The sequence below is a fragment of the Klenkia sesuvii genome, from assembly GCF_037083825.1.
Lineage (GTDB): Bacteria > Actinomycetota > Actinomycetes > Mycobacteriales > Geodermatophilaceae > Klenkia > Klenkia sesuvii.
The window spans coordinates 39,786-55,552 of the sequence record NZ_JBAPLU010000017.1 but is presented as its reverse complement, the minus strand read 5'-3'; the positions used below and the strand labels follow the sequence as shown (position 1 = coordinate 55,552).

Genomic DNA, 15,767 nt, shown 5'->3' with positions numbered 1-15,767 from the left:
GGCGCCTCCTGTGGTTGAGCGTGGCCAGCGGGGTACCGCGTCGCCGTGGAGGGGAAACCGGGGATCGCGCGCACGGCTCGGCTGCGGGGGCAGGACGCCGACGAGGTGCTCGACCGCAACACCGGCGAGCTGCTGCAGGAGCTGCGGGTGACCATCACCGGCGTCCAGGTGCTGTTCGGCTTCTTGCTGACGCTGCCGTTCAGCTCCCGGTTCGGTGAGCTGTCGACCTTCGGCACGACCCTCTACACCGTCACGCTCATGGCCACCGCGCTGTCGGCGATCGCGCTGATCGCGCCCGTGTCGTTCCACCGGCAGGTGTTCCGGCGGCGCGCGCGAGCGGCACTGGTGCAGCAGGGCAACCGGTTGCTGGTCGTCGGGCTGGCGTTGCTGCTCGTCGCGGTGGTCAGCGCCGTCCTGCTGGTGCTCGACGTCGTGCTGGGCCGGTGGCCGGCGGTGGCCGGCGGCGCCGTCGTCGCCGTGACGGGGCTGTCGACCTGGTACCTGCTGCCCTCGCGGGCCCTAGGCTCCCGCCCGTGGACGTGACGGTGGTCGGCAGCCTGAACGAGGACGTGGTGGTGACCGTGCGCCGGTTGCCCGGCCGCGGCGAGACCGTCATCGGCACCGGTGTCGAGGTGCTGCCCGGCGGCAAGGGCGCCAACCAGGCCGCCGCGGCCGGCCGGCTCGGCGGGGGCGTCGGCGTCGCGATGGTCGGCCGGGTCGGGGACGACGACGCCGGCGCCCGTCAGCTGGCCGCCCTCCGCGAGGCCGGGGTCGACGTCGACCTGGTGCACCGGACGGCGGGTGTCCCGACCGGCAGCGCCACCATCCCGGTCGAGGCCGAGGGCGGGGAGAACTTGATCGTCGTCGTCCCCGGCGCCAACGGTGCGCTGGAGCCCGCCGACGTCGAGGTGCCCGCGGTGCGCGACGCCGACGTGCTGCTGCTGCAGCTGGAGACCCCGGTGCGCACCGTGCTGGCCGCCGCCCGCGCCTGCACCGGCACCGTCGTGCTCAACCCGGCGCCGGCCCAGCCGCTGCCCGCCGAGCTCGTGGCCGCGGTCGACGTGCTGGTGCCCAACGAGCACGAGCTGGTCGACCTCGCCGGGGCACCCGCCGCCGACCGCGCGCCCGCCGAGCTGGCCGAGCTGGCCCGCGGCGTGGGCGGCTCGGTGGTCGTGACGCTCGGCGGCGCCGGGGTGCTCGTGGTCCCGGCGGACGGCCCCGCCCTGCTGCAGCCGCCGCTGGCCGTGCAGCCGGTGGACACCACCGGGGCCGGCGACTGCTTCGCCGGGGCGCTGTGCACCGCGCTGGCCCGGGGCGCGTCGCTGGTCGAGGCGGTGCGGTACGCCGCGGTCGCCGCCGCACTCTCCACCACCGGCCAGGGTGCGCGCGGCGGCCTGCCCGACGACGCCGCCGTCCAGGCCGCCCTCCCCGACCTGCCGGCCGCCCGCGAACCCTGACCCACTCCGCCCCCGCCCTCGCCCTTGCCCAGCGCTGATCAGGGCCCCTGATCCAACTCCTTCCCCCTCCACCAGACATGGCCGAGGAGGACGGACTTCCGCGCAGGGGGACGGCGTGGGACCGCGGCCCGGCCATGGTTGGCCGGCGCATCCGGCGGGCACGGCACGACCCATGACCGAGACGAACCCGACCCACGCCGAGGACCCCGCCGAGGGCGCCGACACCGGGTCCACCGACACCGCCGGGCGCACCCCCCACCCCCAGCAGCCCGCCGAGGGCGGGACCGCGGGCAGCGCCGACGACGGCGACGACCACGTCGCCGACGAGGTCGAAGCCGACGCCGAGGCCGGTCTCGACCCCGAGAACCGTGTCACCGGCGCGTAGGCCGGGAACGCGCAGGCCGGGAACGCGCAGGCCGGCACCTAGTAGGAGCGCGGCAGCTGCAGGTCGTGCTGGGCCACGAAGCTCAGGATCATCTCCCGGCTGACCGGCGCGATCCGCGAGACCCGGCTCATGGCCAGCAGGGCCGCCACCCCGTACTCCTGCGAGAGGCCGTTGCCGCCGTGGGTCTGGATGGCCTGGTCCACCGCGTGCACGGCGGCCTCCGCCGCGGCGTACTTGGCGCTGTTGGCCGCCGTCCCGGCGTCGTGGCCGTGGTCGATCAGCCAGGCCGCCTTCTGCGTCATCAGCCGGGCCACCTCGATCTCGATCTGGCAGGCCGCCAGCGGGTGGGCCAGGCCCTGGTGGGCCCCGATCGGCTGGCCCCACACCTGCCGCTCCCGGGCGTAGGCGGTCGCCTTGGCCATCGCCAGCCGCGCCACGCCGTTGGAGTAGGACGCCGCCATCACCCGCTCCGGGTTCAGGCCGGCGAACAGCTGCGCGATGCCCTGGTCGGGGTGCCCGACCAGGGCATCGCCGGGTAGCCGCACGTCGTCCAGGAACAGGGAGAACTGCCGCTCCGGCGAGACGATGTCCATCGGGATCGGGTGCGCCTCGAGCCCGGGCGCGTCGGCGGGGACGACGAACAGCGCCGGCCGCAGCGTGCCCCTGCCGGTGTCGGCCAGCTTGCCCACCACCAGGAGCGCGTCGGCCTGGTCGACCCCGCTGATCCACACCTTGCGGCCCGACAGCACCCACCCGTCGCCGTCCCGGCGGGCGGTGGTGGTGATCTCGTGGCTGTTGAAACCGGCGTCGGGTTCGGTGATGGCGAAGGCCATGGTCGTGGTGCCGTCGGCGATGCCCGGCAGCCAGCGCTGCTTCTGGTCGGCCGTGCCGAACCGGGCGATGATGGTGCCGCAGATGGCCGGGCTGACCACCATCAGCAGCAGCGGGCAGCCCGCCGCCCCCAGCTCCTCCAGCACGATCGTCAGCTCGACCAGTCCCCCGCCGCCACCGCCGAACTCCTCGGGCAGGTTGACGCCGAGGAACCCGGCCCGGCCTGCCTCGGCCCACAGGTCGTCGGGCCGGCCGTCGCTGCGGGCCAGCCGCAGGAAGTACTCCTGTCCGTACTTCTGCCCGAGCCGGGCCACCGCAGCCCGCAGGTCGCGCAGCTCGTCGCCCTCGTCGAAGTCCAACGTCATCTGGTCCCCTCCTGCGGGGCGGCGCCCTCGCTGCCGGGCCCGGGCGGACCGGCGAAGGCCTGGGCGACCGCCAGCCACCGCTCGGCCACCGGCCCCCGGGCCCGCAGGTCCAGGGCGGCGCGCGGACGGCGCTGGGTGGCGCGCAGGCAGAAGTCCAGGGCCGGCCCGGTGACCCGGTCGGCGGCGTCGGGGCCACCCCAGGTCCAGACGTCGCCGGAGGGCGCGGTCAGCTCCACCCGGACGTCGTCGGCCGGCGCCGGCAGCCCGTGCTGGCCGAAGGCGAACCCGCGGGTCACGACGCCGAGGTGGGCGACCGCGCGCAGCCGGTCGGTGGCGCTGGGCGGCAGGCCGAGGGCGTCGGTGACGTCGACGCCGTGCGCCCAGGTCTCCATCAGCCGGGCCGTGGCCATGGACGCCGCGCTCATCGGCGGGCCGTACCAGGGCAGCTTCTCCCCCGGCGCGACCCCGGCCAGGGCGGCGGTCAGGGCGGCGCGCGCGGCCCGCCAGCGCTCGAGCAGCTCCGCGGGCGGGACGGCGGCCCCGGCGGCGGCTGCCTCGTCGACCACCCCGTCGGTGTCGGGCACCGCACGGAAGGCGACCGGGTCGGTGGCGGCCAGCACGGCGACCTCGTCGGTCCAGGCCAGGTGGGCGACCTGGTGCGCGATCGACCACCCGGTCGCGGGCGTGGGGGCCGCCCACCCGGCGGCGTCCAGCCCGCTGACGACGTCGTCGAGGGCGGCCGCCTCGGCCCCGAGATCGGTCAGCAGACCGTCCAGCAACGACACGCGACCCCCTCGGCACCGGACCGGTCAGCGCTGACCGCGGGGCCAGCCTGCGGTGCGGCCGCGGCGCCGTCAAGGTGCCCGCGCGGTCCGGGTTGACCCCGGACCGGGCGGCCGCCGAGGATCCCGGTGCCGACCACCGCCACGCATCGGAGGAACCCACCGTGCGCCCACGCAGCACCGCCGACGGCGCGACGAGCCACCCCTGATGCTGCTGGACGCCTCGCTCACCGGCACCGACGACCCGGCGACGACCGCCCGCGAGCTCGAGGAGCGCGGCTACGCCGGCGTCTGGGCCTCGGAGGTCGCCCAGGACCCGTTCCTCGTGCTGCACGCCGCTGCGCTGGGCACCTCGCGAGTGTCGGTGGGCTCGGCCATCGCGGTCGCCTTCGCCCGCTCGCCGATGACGCTGGCCTACACCGGCTACGACCTGCAGCGGTACAGCCGCGGCCGGTTCGTGCTCGGCCTGGGCACCCAGATCCAGGCGCACGTCGAGCGCCGGTTCTCCATGCCGTGGTCGGCGCCGGCCGCCCGCATGCGGGAGTACGTCGGCGCCCTGCGGGCCATCTGGGCGAGCTGGACCGACGGCGTCCCGCTGCGCTTCCGCGGCGAGCACTACCGGCACACCCTCATGACGCCGATGTTCACCCCGGCCCGGCACGAGTGGGGCCCACCCCCGGTGCACCTGGCCGCGGTCGGCCCGCTGATGACCCGGCTGGCCGGCGAGGTGGCCGACGGGCTGCTGGCGCACTCGTTCACCACCGAGCGCTACCTGCGCGAGCGCACCCTGCCGGCCCTCCAGGAGGGGCTCGCCACCGCCGGCCGCACCCGGGCCCAGGTGCAGGTCAGCCTGCCCGGTTTCGTCGTGACCGGGCGCGACGACGCCGAGCGCGCGCGGGCCGCCGCCGCCGTCCGGGGGCAGATCGCCTTCTACGGCTCGACCCCGGCCTACCGGCCGGTGCTGGAGCTGCACGGCTGGGGGGCCCTGGGCGACGAGCTGCACGCGCTGTCCACCTCGCGCCGCGAGGACAAGTGGCAGGCGATGGCCGACCTCGTGGACGACGAGGTGCTGGGCACGTTCGCCGTCGTCGCCGAACCCGCCGGGGTCGGCCCGGCGCTGCTGAGCCGCTTCGACGGCCTGGTCGACCGGTTCAGCGTCTACCCGGGCACCGGGGTGCCGCTCGACGTCCTGGACCCGACGGTGGCAGCGCTCACCTGACCCCGGCTGGACGGCGGCGCGGGCCCTGTGGTGACATTGGTTCCGACAACCATTGTCATCGAGTCGTTGGAGTGCCGCTGTGTCCCGCCGTCCCACCCTCCTGGCCGTGCTGGCCGCCTCGTCCCTCGCCCTGGCCGCCTGCGGTGGCGGCGACGCCGCCAACCAGACCGCCACCAGCGAGGCCGACAGCGCCAACTGCCCCGGCGACGTGCTCGACGTCGTCGTCTCGGTCAACCAGTGGGGCGACATCGTGCAGCAGCTCGCGGGCGACTGCGCGAACGTCACCACGATCATCAACTCCACCGCCCTCGACCCGCACGACTACGAGCCCACCACCGGTGACATCGCGTCCTTCGAGGGCGCCGACCTCGTGGTCGTCAACGGGGCCGACTACGACCACTGGGCCTCCGACGCCGTGGCCAACCTCGACCCCGAGCCCGCCGTGGTCGACGCCGCCGAGGTGGCCGGGGTCGAGACCGAGGAGCACGCCGAGGGCGAGGAGCACGCCGACGAGGAGCACGCCGAGGACGAGCACGCCGACGAGGACCACGACCACGAGGGGCACTCCCACGGCGGGGTCAACCCGCACCTGTGGTACTCCCCCGAGTACGTCCAGGAGACCGCCCAGGCCATCACCGCCGAGCTCTCGACGCTCTCGCCCGACGCGGCCGACTACTTCGACGAGCGGGCCCAGGCCTTCACCGAGGCCGTGCAGCCCTACGACGACGAGCTCACGACCCTCGAGGGCCTGGCCGCGGGCAGGACGTACGCGGCGACCGAGACCGTCTTCGACTACACCGCCGCGGCCATCGGGCTCACCGACGCCACCCCCGAGGGCTACCGCGACGCGGCCAGCAACGAGAGCGACCCGGCGCCGTCCGACATCGCCGCCTTCGAGGCCGCGTTGGCCGACGGCAGCATCGACGTGCTGGTCTACAACACCCAGACCGAGGGCAGCGTCCCCGAGCAGCTGCGGGCTGCGGCAGAATCCGCGGGCGTGCCCGTGGTCGACGTCACCGAGTCCGTCCCCGACGGTGAGGACTCCTTCGTCGACTGGCAGCTGACGCAGCTGCAGTCCCTCGCCGACGCCCTCGGTGGGGGGCAGTGACCGCACCCCACCACCAGGAGACCCCGCCGGCCCTCGCGCTGGACGGGGTCTCCGTCGTCCGCGGGGGACGCACCGTCTGGGACGAGGGCACGCTCACCGTCCCCGCCGGCGCCGTCGTCGGCGTCATCGGCCCCAACGGGGCCGGCAAGACCACGCTGTTCCAGCTCGCGCTCGGCCTGCTGCCGGCGGCCACCGGGCGCATCGAGGTGCTCGGCGCCCCGCCTCGGCGCGGCAACCGGCGCATCGGCTACGTGCCGCAGAACTACACCGCGGCCCTGGGCGAGGCCGTGCGGGCCCGCGACCTGGTGATGCTCGGGCTGACCGGCCACCGCTTCGGCACCCGTCGACCCGGACCCGACGAGCGCGCCCGGGTCGACGACGCCCTCCGCCGGGTCGGTGCCGCCGACTACGCCGACCGGCGGATGAGCCAGCTGTCCGGCGGGCAGCAGCAGCGGGTCGCCATCGCCCAAGCCATCGTGGACGACGCCGACCTGCTGCTGCTCGACGAGCCGCTGGCCAACCTCGACCTGCGCAACTCCCACGAGGTCGTCAGCCTGCTCGGCGAGCTCCGCCGCGAGCGGGCGGTGACCATCATGGTCGTGGCGCACGACCTCAACCCGCTGCTCCCGGTGCTCACCGATGCCGTCTACCTGCTCGACGGGCACCCCCACCACGACGTCATCGGCGAGGTCGTGACCGAGGAGCTGCTCACCCACCTCTACGGCACCCGCGTCCGCGTCGTCCGCACGGCGCAGGGTGACCTGTTCACCCGCAGCGGCTGAGAGGCCCCCGATGCGCTTCCAGGACAACTGGTTCCAGATCCTGCAGACCACCTTCATGCAGCACGCCCTCGTCGGCGGCAGCCTGGTGGCGGTCACCGCGGGGCTGATGGGCTACTTCGTCATCACCCGGCAGAACGCCTTCGCCGCGCACGCCCTGGCCCACATCGGCTTCCCCGGGGCCACCGGCGCCATCCTGGTGGGCGCCCCGGTGACCCTCGGCCTGGCCGTGTTCTGCGTCGGCGGCGGCCTGCTCATCGGCCTGTTCGGCAAGCGGGTGGCCGAGCGCGAGATCGCCACCGGCAGCATCCTGGCGTTCAGCACCGGGCTCGGCGTGCTCTTCGCGTCGCTGGCCACCGCGAACGCCTCGACCACGACCAACGTGCTCTTCGGCAACCTGCTGGCCATCAGCGTCGACCAGCTCTGGCTGTTCGGCGGGTTCACCCTGCTCGTCGTCGCCGCGCTCGCGGTCATCGCCCGCCCGCTGGTGTTCGCCTCCGTCGACCCGGCCGTGGCCGAGGCCCGCGGTGTGCCGGTGCGCGCCCTGGGCGTCGCCTTCATCGTGCTGCTGGCCCTCACCGTCACCATGGCGGTGCAGGTCGTGGGCACCCTGCTGCTGTTCGCGCTCGTGGTCACCCCGGCTGCGGCCGCCCTGCGCCTGACCGCCCGCCCGGGCGCCGTGGCGGCGTTGGCCGTCGCCTTCGCGATGTCCTCCGTGTGGGTCGGCTTGGTGCTCTCGGCGATGGTCAACCTGCCGCCCAGCTTCTTCGTGACCAGCGTGGCCGTGCTCGTCTGGGTCGTCGTCCTGCTGGCCACCCGCGACCGTGGCCGTCGCCTGCCCACCCCGACCCACGGGGGGCACGACCGCGTGCCCGCGGTGCCCGAGCACACGCGCTGACCCCGGCGGACGGCTCCGAGCCGCCTCCACTGGTCAGCGGGCGGTCACCGGGTGCATCCTTCGCTGATGAGCGACCGCACCGAGCCGCAGTGCAGCGGCAGCACCCCCGCCGGCCACGTCGAGGCGCACGCCGAGGCCCCCGGTGAGCCCGACGACACCCCCGCCGCCCCCGTCGTACGACTGCTCGCCAACCCGCGGCGGGTCCGCCGCACCTGACCCCGAACCGTCGGCAGGCGACCCGCCGACCGTGACCGGCCAGTCACACCGGTCCCAGTCGCCACCCCGAACACGGGCGGCTCACCAGTACGTATGACGCTGAGTTGTCGCCCCGACACACCGGCGTGCCGCGAACCGCTCCGTCACGGCGACGTGCACCATCGCTGACGTGACCGCCGCCATCTCCTACTCCGACGCCACCGACGACCTCGGGTCGGTCGACCCGCTGGCCGCCCCCCTGCCGGTGCGCCGCAGCCGCGCCGAGCGCCAGGCCATCGTGCTGGACACCGCTGAGCGGTTGTTCTCCGGGCGCAGCTCGCGCAGCGTCGGCATGGACGAGCTGGTGCGCGAGACCGGCCTGGGCAAGATGACGGTCTACCGGCTGTTCAAGAGCAAGGACGACCTGGTCGGCGCCTACCTCTCGCGCAAGGCCGCCACCCTGCTGGGCTTCATCGACGCCGAGCTGGGCCGGTTCGCCGGCGACCCGCGCGGCGCCCTGCTCACCGTCGTCGACGTGGTCGAGAGGGACGTCACCCGCACCGGCTTCCGCGGTTGCCCCTTCACCAACGTCAGCAGCGAGTACGACGACCCCCAGCACCCGGCCCGCTCGGCAGCCGCGGACTACAAGTACGAGCTGCACATGCGGCTGGTGCACCTGGCCGACGAGCTCGTGCCCGGTCGCGGCGACGACCTGGCCGCCCAGCTGCACCTCATCATCGACGGCATGCAGCTCTCGGGTGGCCTGCTGGGCCCCGACGGCCCGGCCAGCCACGGCCGGCGGCTCGCCGAGCGGCTGGTCGACGCCGCGGTCGGCGGCGCGTAGATCCGGACGGTTCGGAGCCGTCCGGGCCGGGCACCGGGGGTCCGTGACCGACCGATCCCGCCCCGACCTCGACGACACCACCGTCGAGGCACTCGGCACGCTCTCCGAGGCACTGGAGACCGTCGAGCAGGCCCGCGGCTTCCTCTACGCCTTCCACCAGCTCTCCGGCAAGGCAGACATCCTGCTCGGCGAGGCGGTGCAGACATTCCGCGACGCCGGGGCCACCGCGCTGGCCGACGACCTCGAGCGCGACCTGGTGGGCCGCAACGTGGTCGCCGACCGCTGGACCTTCCAGGTCGTCGAGGACTACGACGCCGGCTACTGGACGACGTTCCGCGCCTTCGACGCCCGGGCCCGCGAGGAGCTCGCCGGCGGTGACCGGCACGTGCTCGAGGCCCGCATGAAGCAGCGCGAGCGCACGCCCGGCGCCCCCCGCCAGGACGCCGGCCCGGCCCTGGACGAGCAGCCGCCGTCCTGACCTGCGGGCGGACCCCGTGCGCCCTACCGTTCCGGGATGACCTCCTCGCACCCCGTCGGCGACCCCACTCCCCCGCCCGCGGCGCCGCCGGGGACGAAGCGGCGCGGGAGCAGCGTCGGCCGCACGCTGAACGGCGTCCTGCTCGTCGTCGTCACCGTCGTGCTGGTGCTGTTCGTCGTGTTCAACACCCAGACCGTGCGGGTCTCGCTGGTGTTCGGCGTGGTCGACCTGCCGCTCGTCGTGGCGCTGCTGGCCGCCGCCGTGCTCGGCGCGCTGATCGTGGCGCTGCTGTCGATCCGGGCCCGTCGCCGGGGGCGCTGACCCGCCTGGGCGAGTCACCCTTGCCGCTTGTTACCCGCCAGTAATAGGGTTTGTTACCGGCGGGTAGCACCGGCTCCCGCCCGCGACGACACACGCAGCGGGAGCACGCACATGGGCCACTACACCGCCGACCTGCGGGACCTCGAGTTCAACCTCTTGGAGTTCCAGTCCACCAAGGACCGGTTCGGCGCCGGGCCGTTCGCCCAGATGGACGCCGAGACCGCCCGCGGGGTGCTCGACGAGGTCCGCCGGCTGGCCGAGGGGCCGCTGGCCGAGAGCTTCGTCGACGCCGACCGCAACCCGCCGGTCTTCGACCCGGCCACCCACTCGGTGACCATGCCCGAGTCGTTCAAGAAGTCGATCAAGGCGATCAACGACGGCGAGTGGTTCCGCCTCGACCTGCCCGAGGAGCTGGGCGGGTTCGGTGCTCCCCCGAGCATGCGGTGGGCCGCCTACGAGATGATCCTGGGCGCCAACCCGGCCGTGTTCATGTACGGCTCGGGTCCCTCCTTCGCCACCGTGCTGCACGAGCTCGGCACGCCGGACCAGAAGCGGCTGGCCGAGCTGATGATCGAGAAGGGCTGGGGCGCCACGATGGTGCTCACCGAGCCCGACGCCGGCTCCGACGTCGGCTCCGGCCGCACCCGCGCGGTGCAGCAGGCCGACGGCACGTGGCACATCCACGGGGTGAAGCGGTTCATCACCTCCGCCGAGCACGACATGAGCGAGAACATCGTCCACCTGGTGCTGGCCCGCCCCGAGGGCCACGGCCCGGGCACCAAGGGCCTGTCGTTGTTCGTCGTCCCCAAGTTCCACGTCGACCTCGAGACCGGCGAGCTGGGCGAGCGCAACGGCGCCTACGTCACCGGCGTCGAGAAGAAGATGGGTCTCAAGGTCTCCACCACCTGCGAGCTGACCTTCGGCGACGGTTCGGTGCCGGCCGTGGGCACGCTGGTCGGCGAGGTGCACGAGGGCATCGCCCAGATGTTCCGGATCATCGAGCACGCACGCATGTTCGTGGGCACCAAGGCCATCGGCACGCTCTCGGCCGGCTACCGGGTGGCGCTGGACTACGCGAAGTCCCGCGTCCAGGGCGCGGACATGACCGCGACGTCGAAGGACGCACCGCGGGTCACCATCACCCACCACCCCGACGTGCGCCGGTCGCTGATGCTGCAGAAGGCGCACGTCGAGGGCATGCGGGCGCTGTACCTGTACACCGCGACCTTCCGCGACCAGGTGATGGAGGCCGAGGCCGCCGGCACCGCGGACAGCGAGGAGGCGCAGCTGGCCGCCAAGGTCAACGACCTCCTGCTGCCGATCGTGAAGGGCTACGGCTCCGAGCGGGCCTCGCAGCTGCTGGCCGCCGAGTCGCTGCAGACCCTGGGCGGGTCGGGCTTCCTGCAGGACTACCCCATCGAGCAGTACGTGCGCGACGCCAAGATCGACACCCTCTACGAGGGCACCACCGCCATCCAGGGCCAGGACTTCTTCTTCCGGAAGATCGTCAAGGACGGCGGGGTGGCCATCGGCTGGCTGGCGTCGCAGATCCAGCAGACCCTGGACGCCGAGGCCGGCAACGGCCGGCTCAAGGAGGAGCGGGCGCTGCTGGCCACCGCGCTGGCCGACGTCCAGGGCATGCTCACCACGATGTTCGGCCACCTGGGCCAGGCCGCGCAGGACATGCGCAACGCCTACCTGGTCGGGCAGAACACCTCGCGGTTCCTGCTGGCCGCCGGCGACCTGGTCACCGCGTGGCTGCTGGTCCGGCAGTCCGAGGTCGCCCTGGCCGCGCTGGCCGGCGAGGTCAGCGAGCGTGACCGGCACTTCTACGAGGGCAAGCTCGCCGCCACCCGCTTCTTCTGCACCCAGGTGCTGCCGAAGCTCACCGCCGAGCGGGCCATCGTCGACGCCACGGACAACAGCCTCATGGACGTCGCCGAAGCCGCGTTCTGAGGCCGCTGCCGCCCGGGTGGACCCACCTCGCCGCCCCTTCCTCCACGCCACGACACGGAGGAAGGGGCGGCGGCGGGGGTTGACCCACCCGACCGCCGGGCAGGAGCGGGCCCATGACCGACCCGATCACCGACCCGGCCGACTCCCCCTCCGACGCCAACCTGGTGGACGGCCGCCCCGGGGACACCGCCCCCGACCGCGGTGCCGACGACACCGAGCTGACCACCGACGAGCAGGCCCAGCGCTCGGGCGACGTCGTGGAGCCCGACAACCACTGACCCGTCCTCGACCTCGACCTTGCACGACCGCAACGCCGACACCCGGTCGCGCGGCGCGTCGGCGTTGCGGATCCGCAAGGTCAAGGTTCGGGAGGGCGCTCACGTCGCTGCCGGCAGCACCCCGTCCGACCCGGCGATCTCGACCGCCGTCTCCGTGGCCGGGTCGAGGCCGGCGGGCACCTCGAGCACCACGCCGTAGGGCCCCAGGTCTGCCGTGCACACCTCGGCGTCCGGGTACCGCTCGCCCAGCTCGACCCGCAGCACCTCGCCGTCCCACTCGACGGCGGTGGGCACCGCGGGGCACGAACTGCTGCCCATGGTGACGACCCCCAGGTACCGGCCGCCGTCGACCCAGGCAACGGCCGGTGCCGGGTCGAAGGCGGGCCCGTCGGCTCGGGTGGACGGCTCGAAGGTGTAGGAGTCCGCGTCCGCGCCCTCGGCGACGAACGACGCGACCGCCGCCGGCTCCCCCGCGCACCCGGCGAGCAGCACGAGCAGCAGGACCAGGACGCCCCTCACCGCGCGGCCGGCAGGGAGAGCGCCCGACCGTCGACGGTCAGGGCCAGGTCCCGTCCGGGGTCGATGCCCCGCGGCACCTCGAGCACGACGGTGAAGGGGCCGTAGTCCTCGGTGCAGACCTCGGCGTCCGGACGCAGCGGGCCGGTCGTCACCGTCAGCGCCCCGTCCTCGACGGTCCAGCTCACCGGGACCTCCGGGCACGAACCGCTCCCCCAGGTGGTCAGGGCGAGGAAGTCGTTGCCGACCCAGGCCGCCCGCACGCGCCCGTCCTCGTCGAGCAGGACCGCGCGCTCGTCGTACCCCGCCAGCTGCTGCCCGGGCCCGGCGGCCTCGACGACGGGGCTGTCGACGTAGGGGTCCCCGCTGTCCTCGACGTAGGCCGGGTCGATCGGGTAGCTCGCCATGCAGGTGTAGGTGTCCCGGTCGTGCCGCTCCTGCTCGTCCGCGGGGTAACCGGGGCCGTTGACGATCCCCCTGGTCGACAGGAACCCGGTCGTCACGTCTACCGTGGTGGTCTCCTGCGCGAAGCCCTCGTCCCAGCCACGCGCGGTCATGCAGTCAGCGACCAGCCGTTCCCGCTGGATCGGCGTGACGAGCCGCACGACGTCGACCGCCGGCGGGTCGGAGATGCCCAGGTCCCGGGCCAGCTGGGCCTGCTGCTGCGCGACCGGCGGGGCGGGCATCACCTCGACGGGAGCTGTTGCGGTCCCACCGATCGGGCGGGCGTCCGCGTCCGAAGCCGACATCGCGGCATCCGTGCCCTGCTGCCGGGAGACCACCGTCAGGCCCACCACCAGTGCCGACACCACCACGGCCACCCCGACGGAGCCGGCCAGGTGCCGCCGCCGAGCCGACCGCGCCTGCACCGCCCGGTCGAAGAAGTCGTCGCCGGCCCGGGGGGCGTCCTCCGCCTGGTGGGAGAGGCTGTCGCGCAGCAGGGTCTCGACGTCCATCAGGACCTCCCGGTCGGGCTCAGGGTGGTGACGTGGTCGCGAAGCCGGGCGAGGCCACGGGCCGCCTGGGCGCGGACGTTGCCGACCGAGCAGCCCAGGGTGGCCGCCGTGTCGGCCTCGGAGAGGTCGGCGAAGTAGCGGAGCACCAGCACCGCCCGCATGCCGCGGGGCAGCGATCGCAGGGCAGAGGCCATGACCTCGCGCTCGACCAACCGCTCGGTGCCGTCGTCGGCACCCTGGTCGGCGCGGGCGGGCAGGTCGACGAGCTCCTGGTTGGACCGCTTGCGTCCCCGACCGGCCGCGGTGGTGACCACGACCCGTCGCGCGTAGGCGAGCGCGTGGTCGGGTTCGCCGAGCCGCCGCCACCGGTCGTGCGTCCTGAGCAGCGCCGTCTGGACGACGTCCTCCGCGTGCCCGTGGTCCCCGGTGATCAGGTACGCGACGCGCAGCAACCCGTCGGCGTGCTCCCGGACGAAGGCGCCGAACCGCTCCTCCAGCTCGCTGCGCACCCGTCCCCCCGTCGTCGCTCCGTCAGCCAGGGAGACGCGGCGGCCCCTCTCCCACCTCCACGTCCGTGACCAGATCGTGACCCGAGGGTCAGATCCAGCCGTGGCGGCGTGCGGCATCGACGGCGGCGTGCCGGTTGGGGGCGCCCAGCTTGCCCGCGGCCGAGGACAGGTGGTTGCGGACCGTGCCGACCGACAGGTGCGCCCGGGCGGCGATCTCCTCGACCGGCGCGCCCCCGGCGGCCAGCTCGAGGACGTCGGCCTCCCGCGGGGTGAGCGGTGAGTCCCCGGCGCTGATCGCCTCGGCGGCCAGCTCGGGGTCCACGTAGCGCCCGCCGCCGTGCACCGTGCGGACGACGTCGGCCAGCACCGTGGCGTGCACGGTCTTGGGCAGGAACCCGCGCACGCCGGCCGACAGCGCACGCTTGAGGTGCCCCGCGCGGCCGTGCCCGGTCACGATCACCACCCCGCAGCCGGGCAACGCGTCGGCCAGGTCCCCGGCCACCGAGATGCCGTCGCGGTCGGGCATCTGCAGGTCCAGCACCGCGACGTCGGGCCGGTGCGCCCGGGCCATCGCCAGCGCCTCGTCGCCGGAGGCCGCCTGGGCGACCACCTCGAGGTCGTCCTCCAGGCCCAGCAGCGTGGCCAGCGCCGTCCGGATGAGGTTCTCGTCGTCGGCCAGCAGCAGCCGGATCACGCCGGCACCGTGCCCACCAGCACGAACGTGCCGTCCTGCCGCACGGCGGCGAGCCGACCCCCGGCCGCGGCGAGCCGCTCGCCCAGGCCGGTCAGCCCCGAACCCCACGCGCCGACGTCCCCGCGCACGTCGTTGGTCACCGTCAACGCCACCTCCGCAGGATCCCTGGTCACGGCGATGGTGCACGTGCCGCTGCCGTGCCGCAGCACGTTGGTCACCGCCTCGCGCACCACCCAGCCGAGCACCACCTGCGCCTCCTCGGGCAGCTCGAGGTCCTCCCCGGTGACCGTGCAGTCGATGCCCGCGGCACGCAGCACCGAGCGGGCACCAGCGAGCTCGGAGCGCAGGTCGACCGCGCGGTAGCCGCGCACCACCTCCCGCACCTCCGCCAACGACTCCCCCGCCAGCGCCCCGATCGCGGCGACCTCGTCGGCGGCCTCGGGCCTGCCCCGGCGCACCAGCTGCTCGGCGAGCTGGGACTTCACCGCCATCGCCGAGAGGTTGCGGCCCATGACGTCGTGCAGGTCGCGGGCGAAGCGCAGCCGCTCCTCGGCGACGGCGAGCTGGGCCTGCACGCCCCGGGCCCGCTCCTGCTCGCGGACGACGTCCAGCAGCCAGACGCTGAACCGGAAGGCGCCCAGGAAGAAGCCGACCGCCACGGCGATGGACATCCCGACGACCACCGCCCCGACCACGGGCATCCCGGGCCGGACCGCGGCCAGCCCGCCGGCGACGACCCCGACGGCCAGCGACAGCCAGAGCAGCGGCCGGTACGGGGTGGTGACCGAGAGCGCGACCAGCACCGCCGTCCCGACGGCGCCGACCAGCCACGGACCGGCCGGGTAGGGGTCCCCAGCCGCGTCCCGGCCGACGGTGAGGAACAGCCCGACCGCGACGGTGGCTGCGCCCGCCACGACGGCGACGGCCAGCGGACCACGCGGCACGGCACCTCGCCGGAAGCCGGCCCGGGTGAGCACGACGCAGGCCGCCGTGGTGGACAGGGTCACGGCGGCCAGGGCCACGTCCCAACCCACGCCCCGCGACCGGTGCTCCGAGGCGACCACCGTGACCACCAGGAACGGCAGGCCCGCCAGCGCGACGTAGAACGACCAGCGCGTGTAGATCTCGATGCGGTCGGTGTCGGAGCGGCTGCCCCACCAGCGCGACAGACCCGGCACGGCAGCCATGCTGCCGTG

The 15,767-nt window shown here is 74.5% G+C and carries 20 protein-coding genes; 13 read left to right on the top strand and 7 right to left on the bottom strand.

The genetic code is table 11. The features are described 5' to 3' along the window. Window positions 1–45: 45 nt before the first annotated feature. From TEK04_RS15595 to TEK04_RS15585, 3 genes are all read left to right on the top strand, one after another. Window positions 46–543 (top strand): DUF6328 family protein, encoded by a 498-nt coding sequence (locus TEK04_RS15595; RefSeq protein WP_336405272.1) that lies wholly within the window; start codon window positions 46–48, stop codon window positions 541–543. After that, on the top strand, window positions 534–1,457 hold the full coding sequence (locus tag TEK04_RS15590; RefSeq protein WP_336405271.1) for a ribokinase: 924 nt from the start codon (window positions 534–536) through the stop codon (window positions 1,455–1,457). The genes TEK04_RS15595 and TEK04_RS15590 overlap by 10 nt, the downstream gene beginning before the upstream one ends. Window positions 1,458–1,629: 172 nt before the next feature. Then, on the top strand, window positions 1,630–1,842 hold the full coding sequence (locus tag TEK04_RS15585) for a hypothetical protein (protein ID WP_336405270.1): 213 nt from the start codon (window positions 1,630–1,632) through the stop codon (window positions 1,840–1,842). Window positions 1,843–1,880: 38 nt separating this feature from the next. Here TEK04_RS15585 and TEK04_RS15580 read toward each other — a convergent pair whose 3' ends face one another. Both TEK04_RS15580 and TEK04_RS15575 read right to left on the bottom strand, forming a co-directional pair. Next, complete coding sequence (locus tag TEK04_RS15580) at window positions 1,881–3,038, bottom strand: acyl-CoA dehydrogenase family protein (RefSeq protein ID WP_336405269.1); 1,158 nt, start codon at window positions 3,036–3,038, stop codon at window positions 1,881–1,883. Then, window positions 3,035–3,823, bottom strand: a complete 789-nt coding sequence (locus TEK04_RS15575) for a TIGR03084 family metal-binding protein (protein WP_336405268.1) — start codon at window positions 3,821–3,823, stop codon at window positions 3,035–3,037. Before TEK04_RS15575 ends, TEK04_RS15580 begins: the two co-directional genes overlap by 4 nt. A 205-nt stretch (window positions 3,824–4,028) precedes the next feature. On the opposite strand from TEK04_RS15575, the gene TEK04_RS15570 reads away from it, so the two are divergent. The 10 genes from TEK04_RS15570 (at window position 4,029) to TEK04_RS15525 (ending at window position 11,896) form a co-directional block, all read left to right on the top strand. Then, the gene (locus TEK04_RS15570; RefSeq protein WP_336405267.1) at window positions 4,029–5,039 is read left to right on the top strand and encodes a TIGR03617 family F420-dependent LLM class oxidoreductase; all 1,011 of its coding nucleotides are present in this window, start codon (window positions 4,029–4,031) and stop codon (window positions 5,037–5,039) included. A 79-nt stretch (window positions 5,040–5,118) separates the two neighbouring features. After that, window positions 5,119–6,147 (top strand): metal ABC transporter solute-binding protein, Zn/Mn family, encoded by a 1,029-nt coding sequence (locus TEK04_RS15565; protein ID WP_336405266.1) that lies wholly within the window; start codon window positions 5,119–5,121, stop codon window positions 6,145–6,147. After that, a complete protein-coding gene (locus TEK04_RS15560) occupies window positions 6,144–6,929 on the top strand; it encodes a metal ABC transporter ATP-binding protein (protein WP_336405265.1) in 786 nt (261 codons plus the stop codon). Before TEK04_RS15565 ends, TEK04_RS15560 begins: the two co-directional genes overlap by 4 nt. Window positions 6,930–6,939: 10 nt before the next feature. Then, entirely contained in the window at window positions 6,940–7,824 is an 885-nt protein-coding gene (locus TEK04_RS15555; protein WP_336405264.1) for a metal ABC transporter permease, read from the top strand. Window positions 7,825–7,890: 66 nt separating this feature from the next. Then, entirely contained in the window at window positions 7,891–8,040 is a 150-nt protein-coding gene (locus TEK04_RS15550; RefSeq protein WP_336405263.1) for a hypothetical protein, read from the top strand. A 169-nt stretch (window positions 8,041–8,209) separates the two neighbouring features. Beyond that, window positions 8,210–8,863 (top strand): TetR/AcrR family transcriptional regulator, encoded by a 654-nt coding sequence (locus TEK04_RS15545; RefSeq protein ID WP_336405262.1) that lies wholly within the window; start codon window positions 8,210–8,212, stop codon window positions 8,861–8,863. 43 nt (window positions 8,864–8,906) lie between these two features. Continuing rightward, window positions 8,907–9,341 (top strand): hypothetical protein, encoded by a 435-nt coding sequence (locus TEK04_RS15540; protein WP_336405261.1) that lies wholly within the window; start codon window positions 8,907–8,909, stop codon window positions 9,339–9,341. A 36-nt stretch (window positions 9,342–9,377) separates the two neighbouring features. Then, window positions 9,378–9,662, top strand: a complete 285-nt coding sequence (locus tag TEK04_RS15535) for a lipopolysaccharide assembly protein LapA domain-containing protein (protein ID WP_336405260.1) — start codon at window positions 9,378–9,380, stop codon at window positions 9,660–9,662. Window positions 9,663–9,773: 111 nt separating this feature from the next. Continuing rightward, the gene (locus tag TEK04_RS15530) at window positions 9,774–11,618 is read left to right on the top strand and encodes an acyl-CoA dehydrogenase family protein (RefSeq protein ID WP_336405259.1); all 1,845 of its coding nucleotides are present in this window, start codon (window positions 9,774–9,776) and stop codon (window positions 11,616–11,618) included. A gap of 113 nt (window positions 11,619–11,731) precedes the next feature. Then, the gene (locus TEK04_RS15525; RefSeq protein ID WP_336405258.1) at window positions 11,732–11,896 is read left to right on the top strand and encodes a hypothetical protein; all 165 of its coding nucleotides are present in this window, start codon (window positions 11,732–11,734) and stop codon (window positions 11,894–11,896) included. Window positions 11,897–11,995: 99 nt separating this feature from the next. On the opposite strand, the gene TEK04_RS15520 is transcribed toward TEK04_RS15525, so the two are convergent. The 5 genes from TEK04_RS15520 to TEK04_RS15500 all read right to left on the bottom strand — a co-directional run bounded on the left by TEK04_RS15520 (window position 11,996) and on the right by TEK04_RS15500 (window position 15,749). Further along, entirely contained in the window at window positions 11,996–12,415 is a 420-nt protein-coding gene (locus TEK04_RS15520) for a hypothetical protein (RefSeq protein ID WP_336405257.1), read from the bottom strand. After that, a complete protein-coding gene (locus TEK04_RS15515) occupies window positions 12,412–13,368 on the bottom strand; it encodes a hypothetical protein (protein ID WP_336405256.1) in 957 nt (318 codons plus the stop codon). The genes TEK04_RS15520 and TEK04_RS15515 overlap by 4 nt, the downstream gene beginning before the upstream one ends. Beyond that, window positions 13,368–13,877: a SigE family RNA polymerase sigma factor gene (locus TEK04_RS15510; protein WP_336405255.1), complete on the bottom strand. Its 510-nt coding sequence runs from the start codon at window positions 13,875–13,877 to the stop codon at window positions 13,368–13,370. Before TEK04_RS15510 ends, TEK04_RS15515 begins: the two co-directional genes overlap by 1 nt. 88 nt (window positions 13,878–13,965) lie before the next feature. Then, window positions 13,966–14,571, bottom strand: a complete 606-nt coding sequence (locus TEK04_RS15505) for a response regulator (RefSeq protein ID WP_336405254.1) — start codon at window positions 14,569–14,571, stop codon at window positions 13,966–13,968. Beyond that, window positions 14,568–15,749 (bottom strand): sensor histidine kinase, encoded by a 1,182-nt coding sequence (locus TEK04_RS15500; RefSeq protein ID WP_336405253.1) that lies wholly within the window; start codon window positions 15,747–15,749, stop codon window positions 14,568–14,570. The genes TEK04_RS15505 and TEK04_RS15500 overlap by 4 nt, the downstream gene beginning before the upstream one ends. Window positions 15,750–15,767 lie beyond the last annotated feature (18 nt).

Coding starts and splice junctions, on each gene's coding strand:
- TEK04_RS15525 (WP_336405258.1), top strand. CDS start 11,732: ATGACCGACCCGATCACCGACCCGGCCGACTCCCCCTCCGACGCCAAC.
- TEK04_RS15570 (WP_336405267.1), top strand. CDS start 4,029: ATGCTGCTGGACGCCTCGCTCACCGGCACCGACGACCCGGCGACGACC.
- TEK04_RS15555 (WP_336405264.1), top strand. CDS start 6,940: ATGCGCTTCCAGGACAACTGGTTCCAGATCCTGCAGACCACCTTCATG.
- TEK04_RS15550 (WP_336405263.1), top strand. CDS start 7,891: ATGAGCGACCGCACCGAGCCGCAGTGCAGCGGCAGCACCCCCGCCGGC.
- TEK04_RS15530 (WP_336405259.1), top strand. CDS start 9,774: ATGGGCCACTACACCGCCGACCTGCGGGACCTCGAGTTCAACCTCTTG.
- TEK04_RS15535 (WP_336405260.1), top strand. CDS start 9,378: ATGACCTCCTCGCACCCCGTCGGCGACCCCACTCCCCCGCCCGCGGCG.
- TEK04_RS15580 (WP_336405269.1), bottom strand. CDS start 3,038: ATGACGTTGGACTTCGACGAGGGCGACGAGCTGCGCGACCTGCGGGCT.
- TEK04_RS15585 (WP_336405270.1), top strand. CDS start 1,630: ATGACCGAGACGAACCCGACCCACGCCGAGGACCCCGCCGAGGGCGCC.
- TEK04_RS15515 (WP_336405256.1), bottom strand. CDS start 13,368: ATGGACGTCGAGACCCTGCTGCGCGACAGCCTCTCCCACCAGGCGGAG.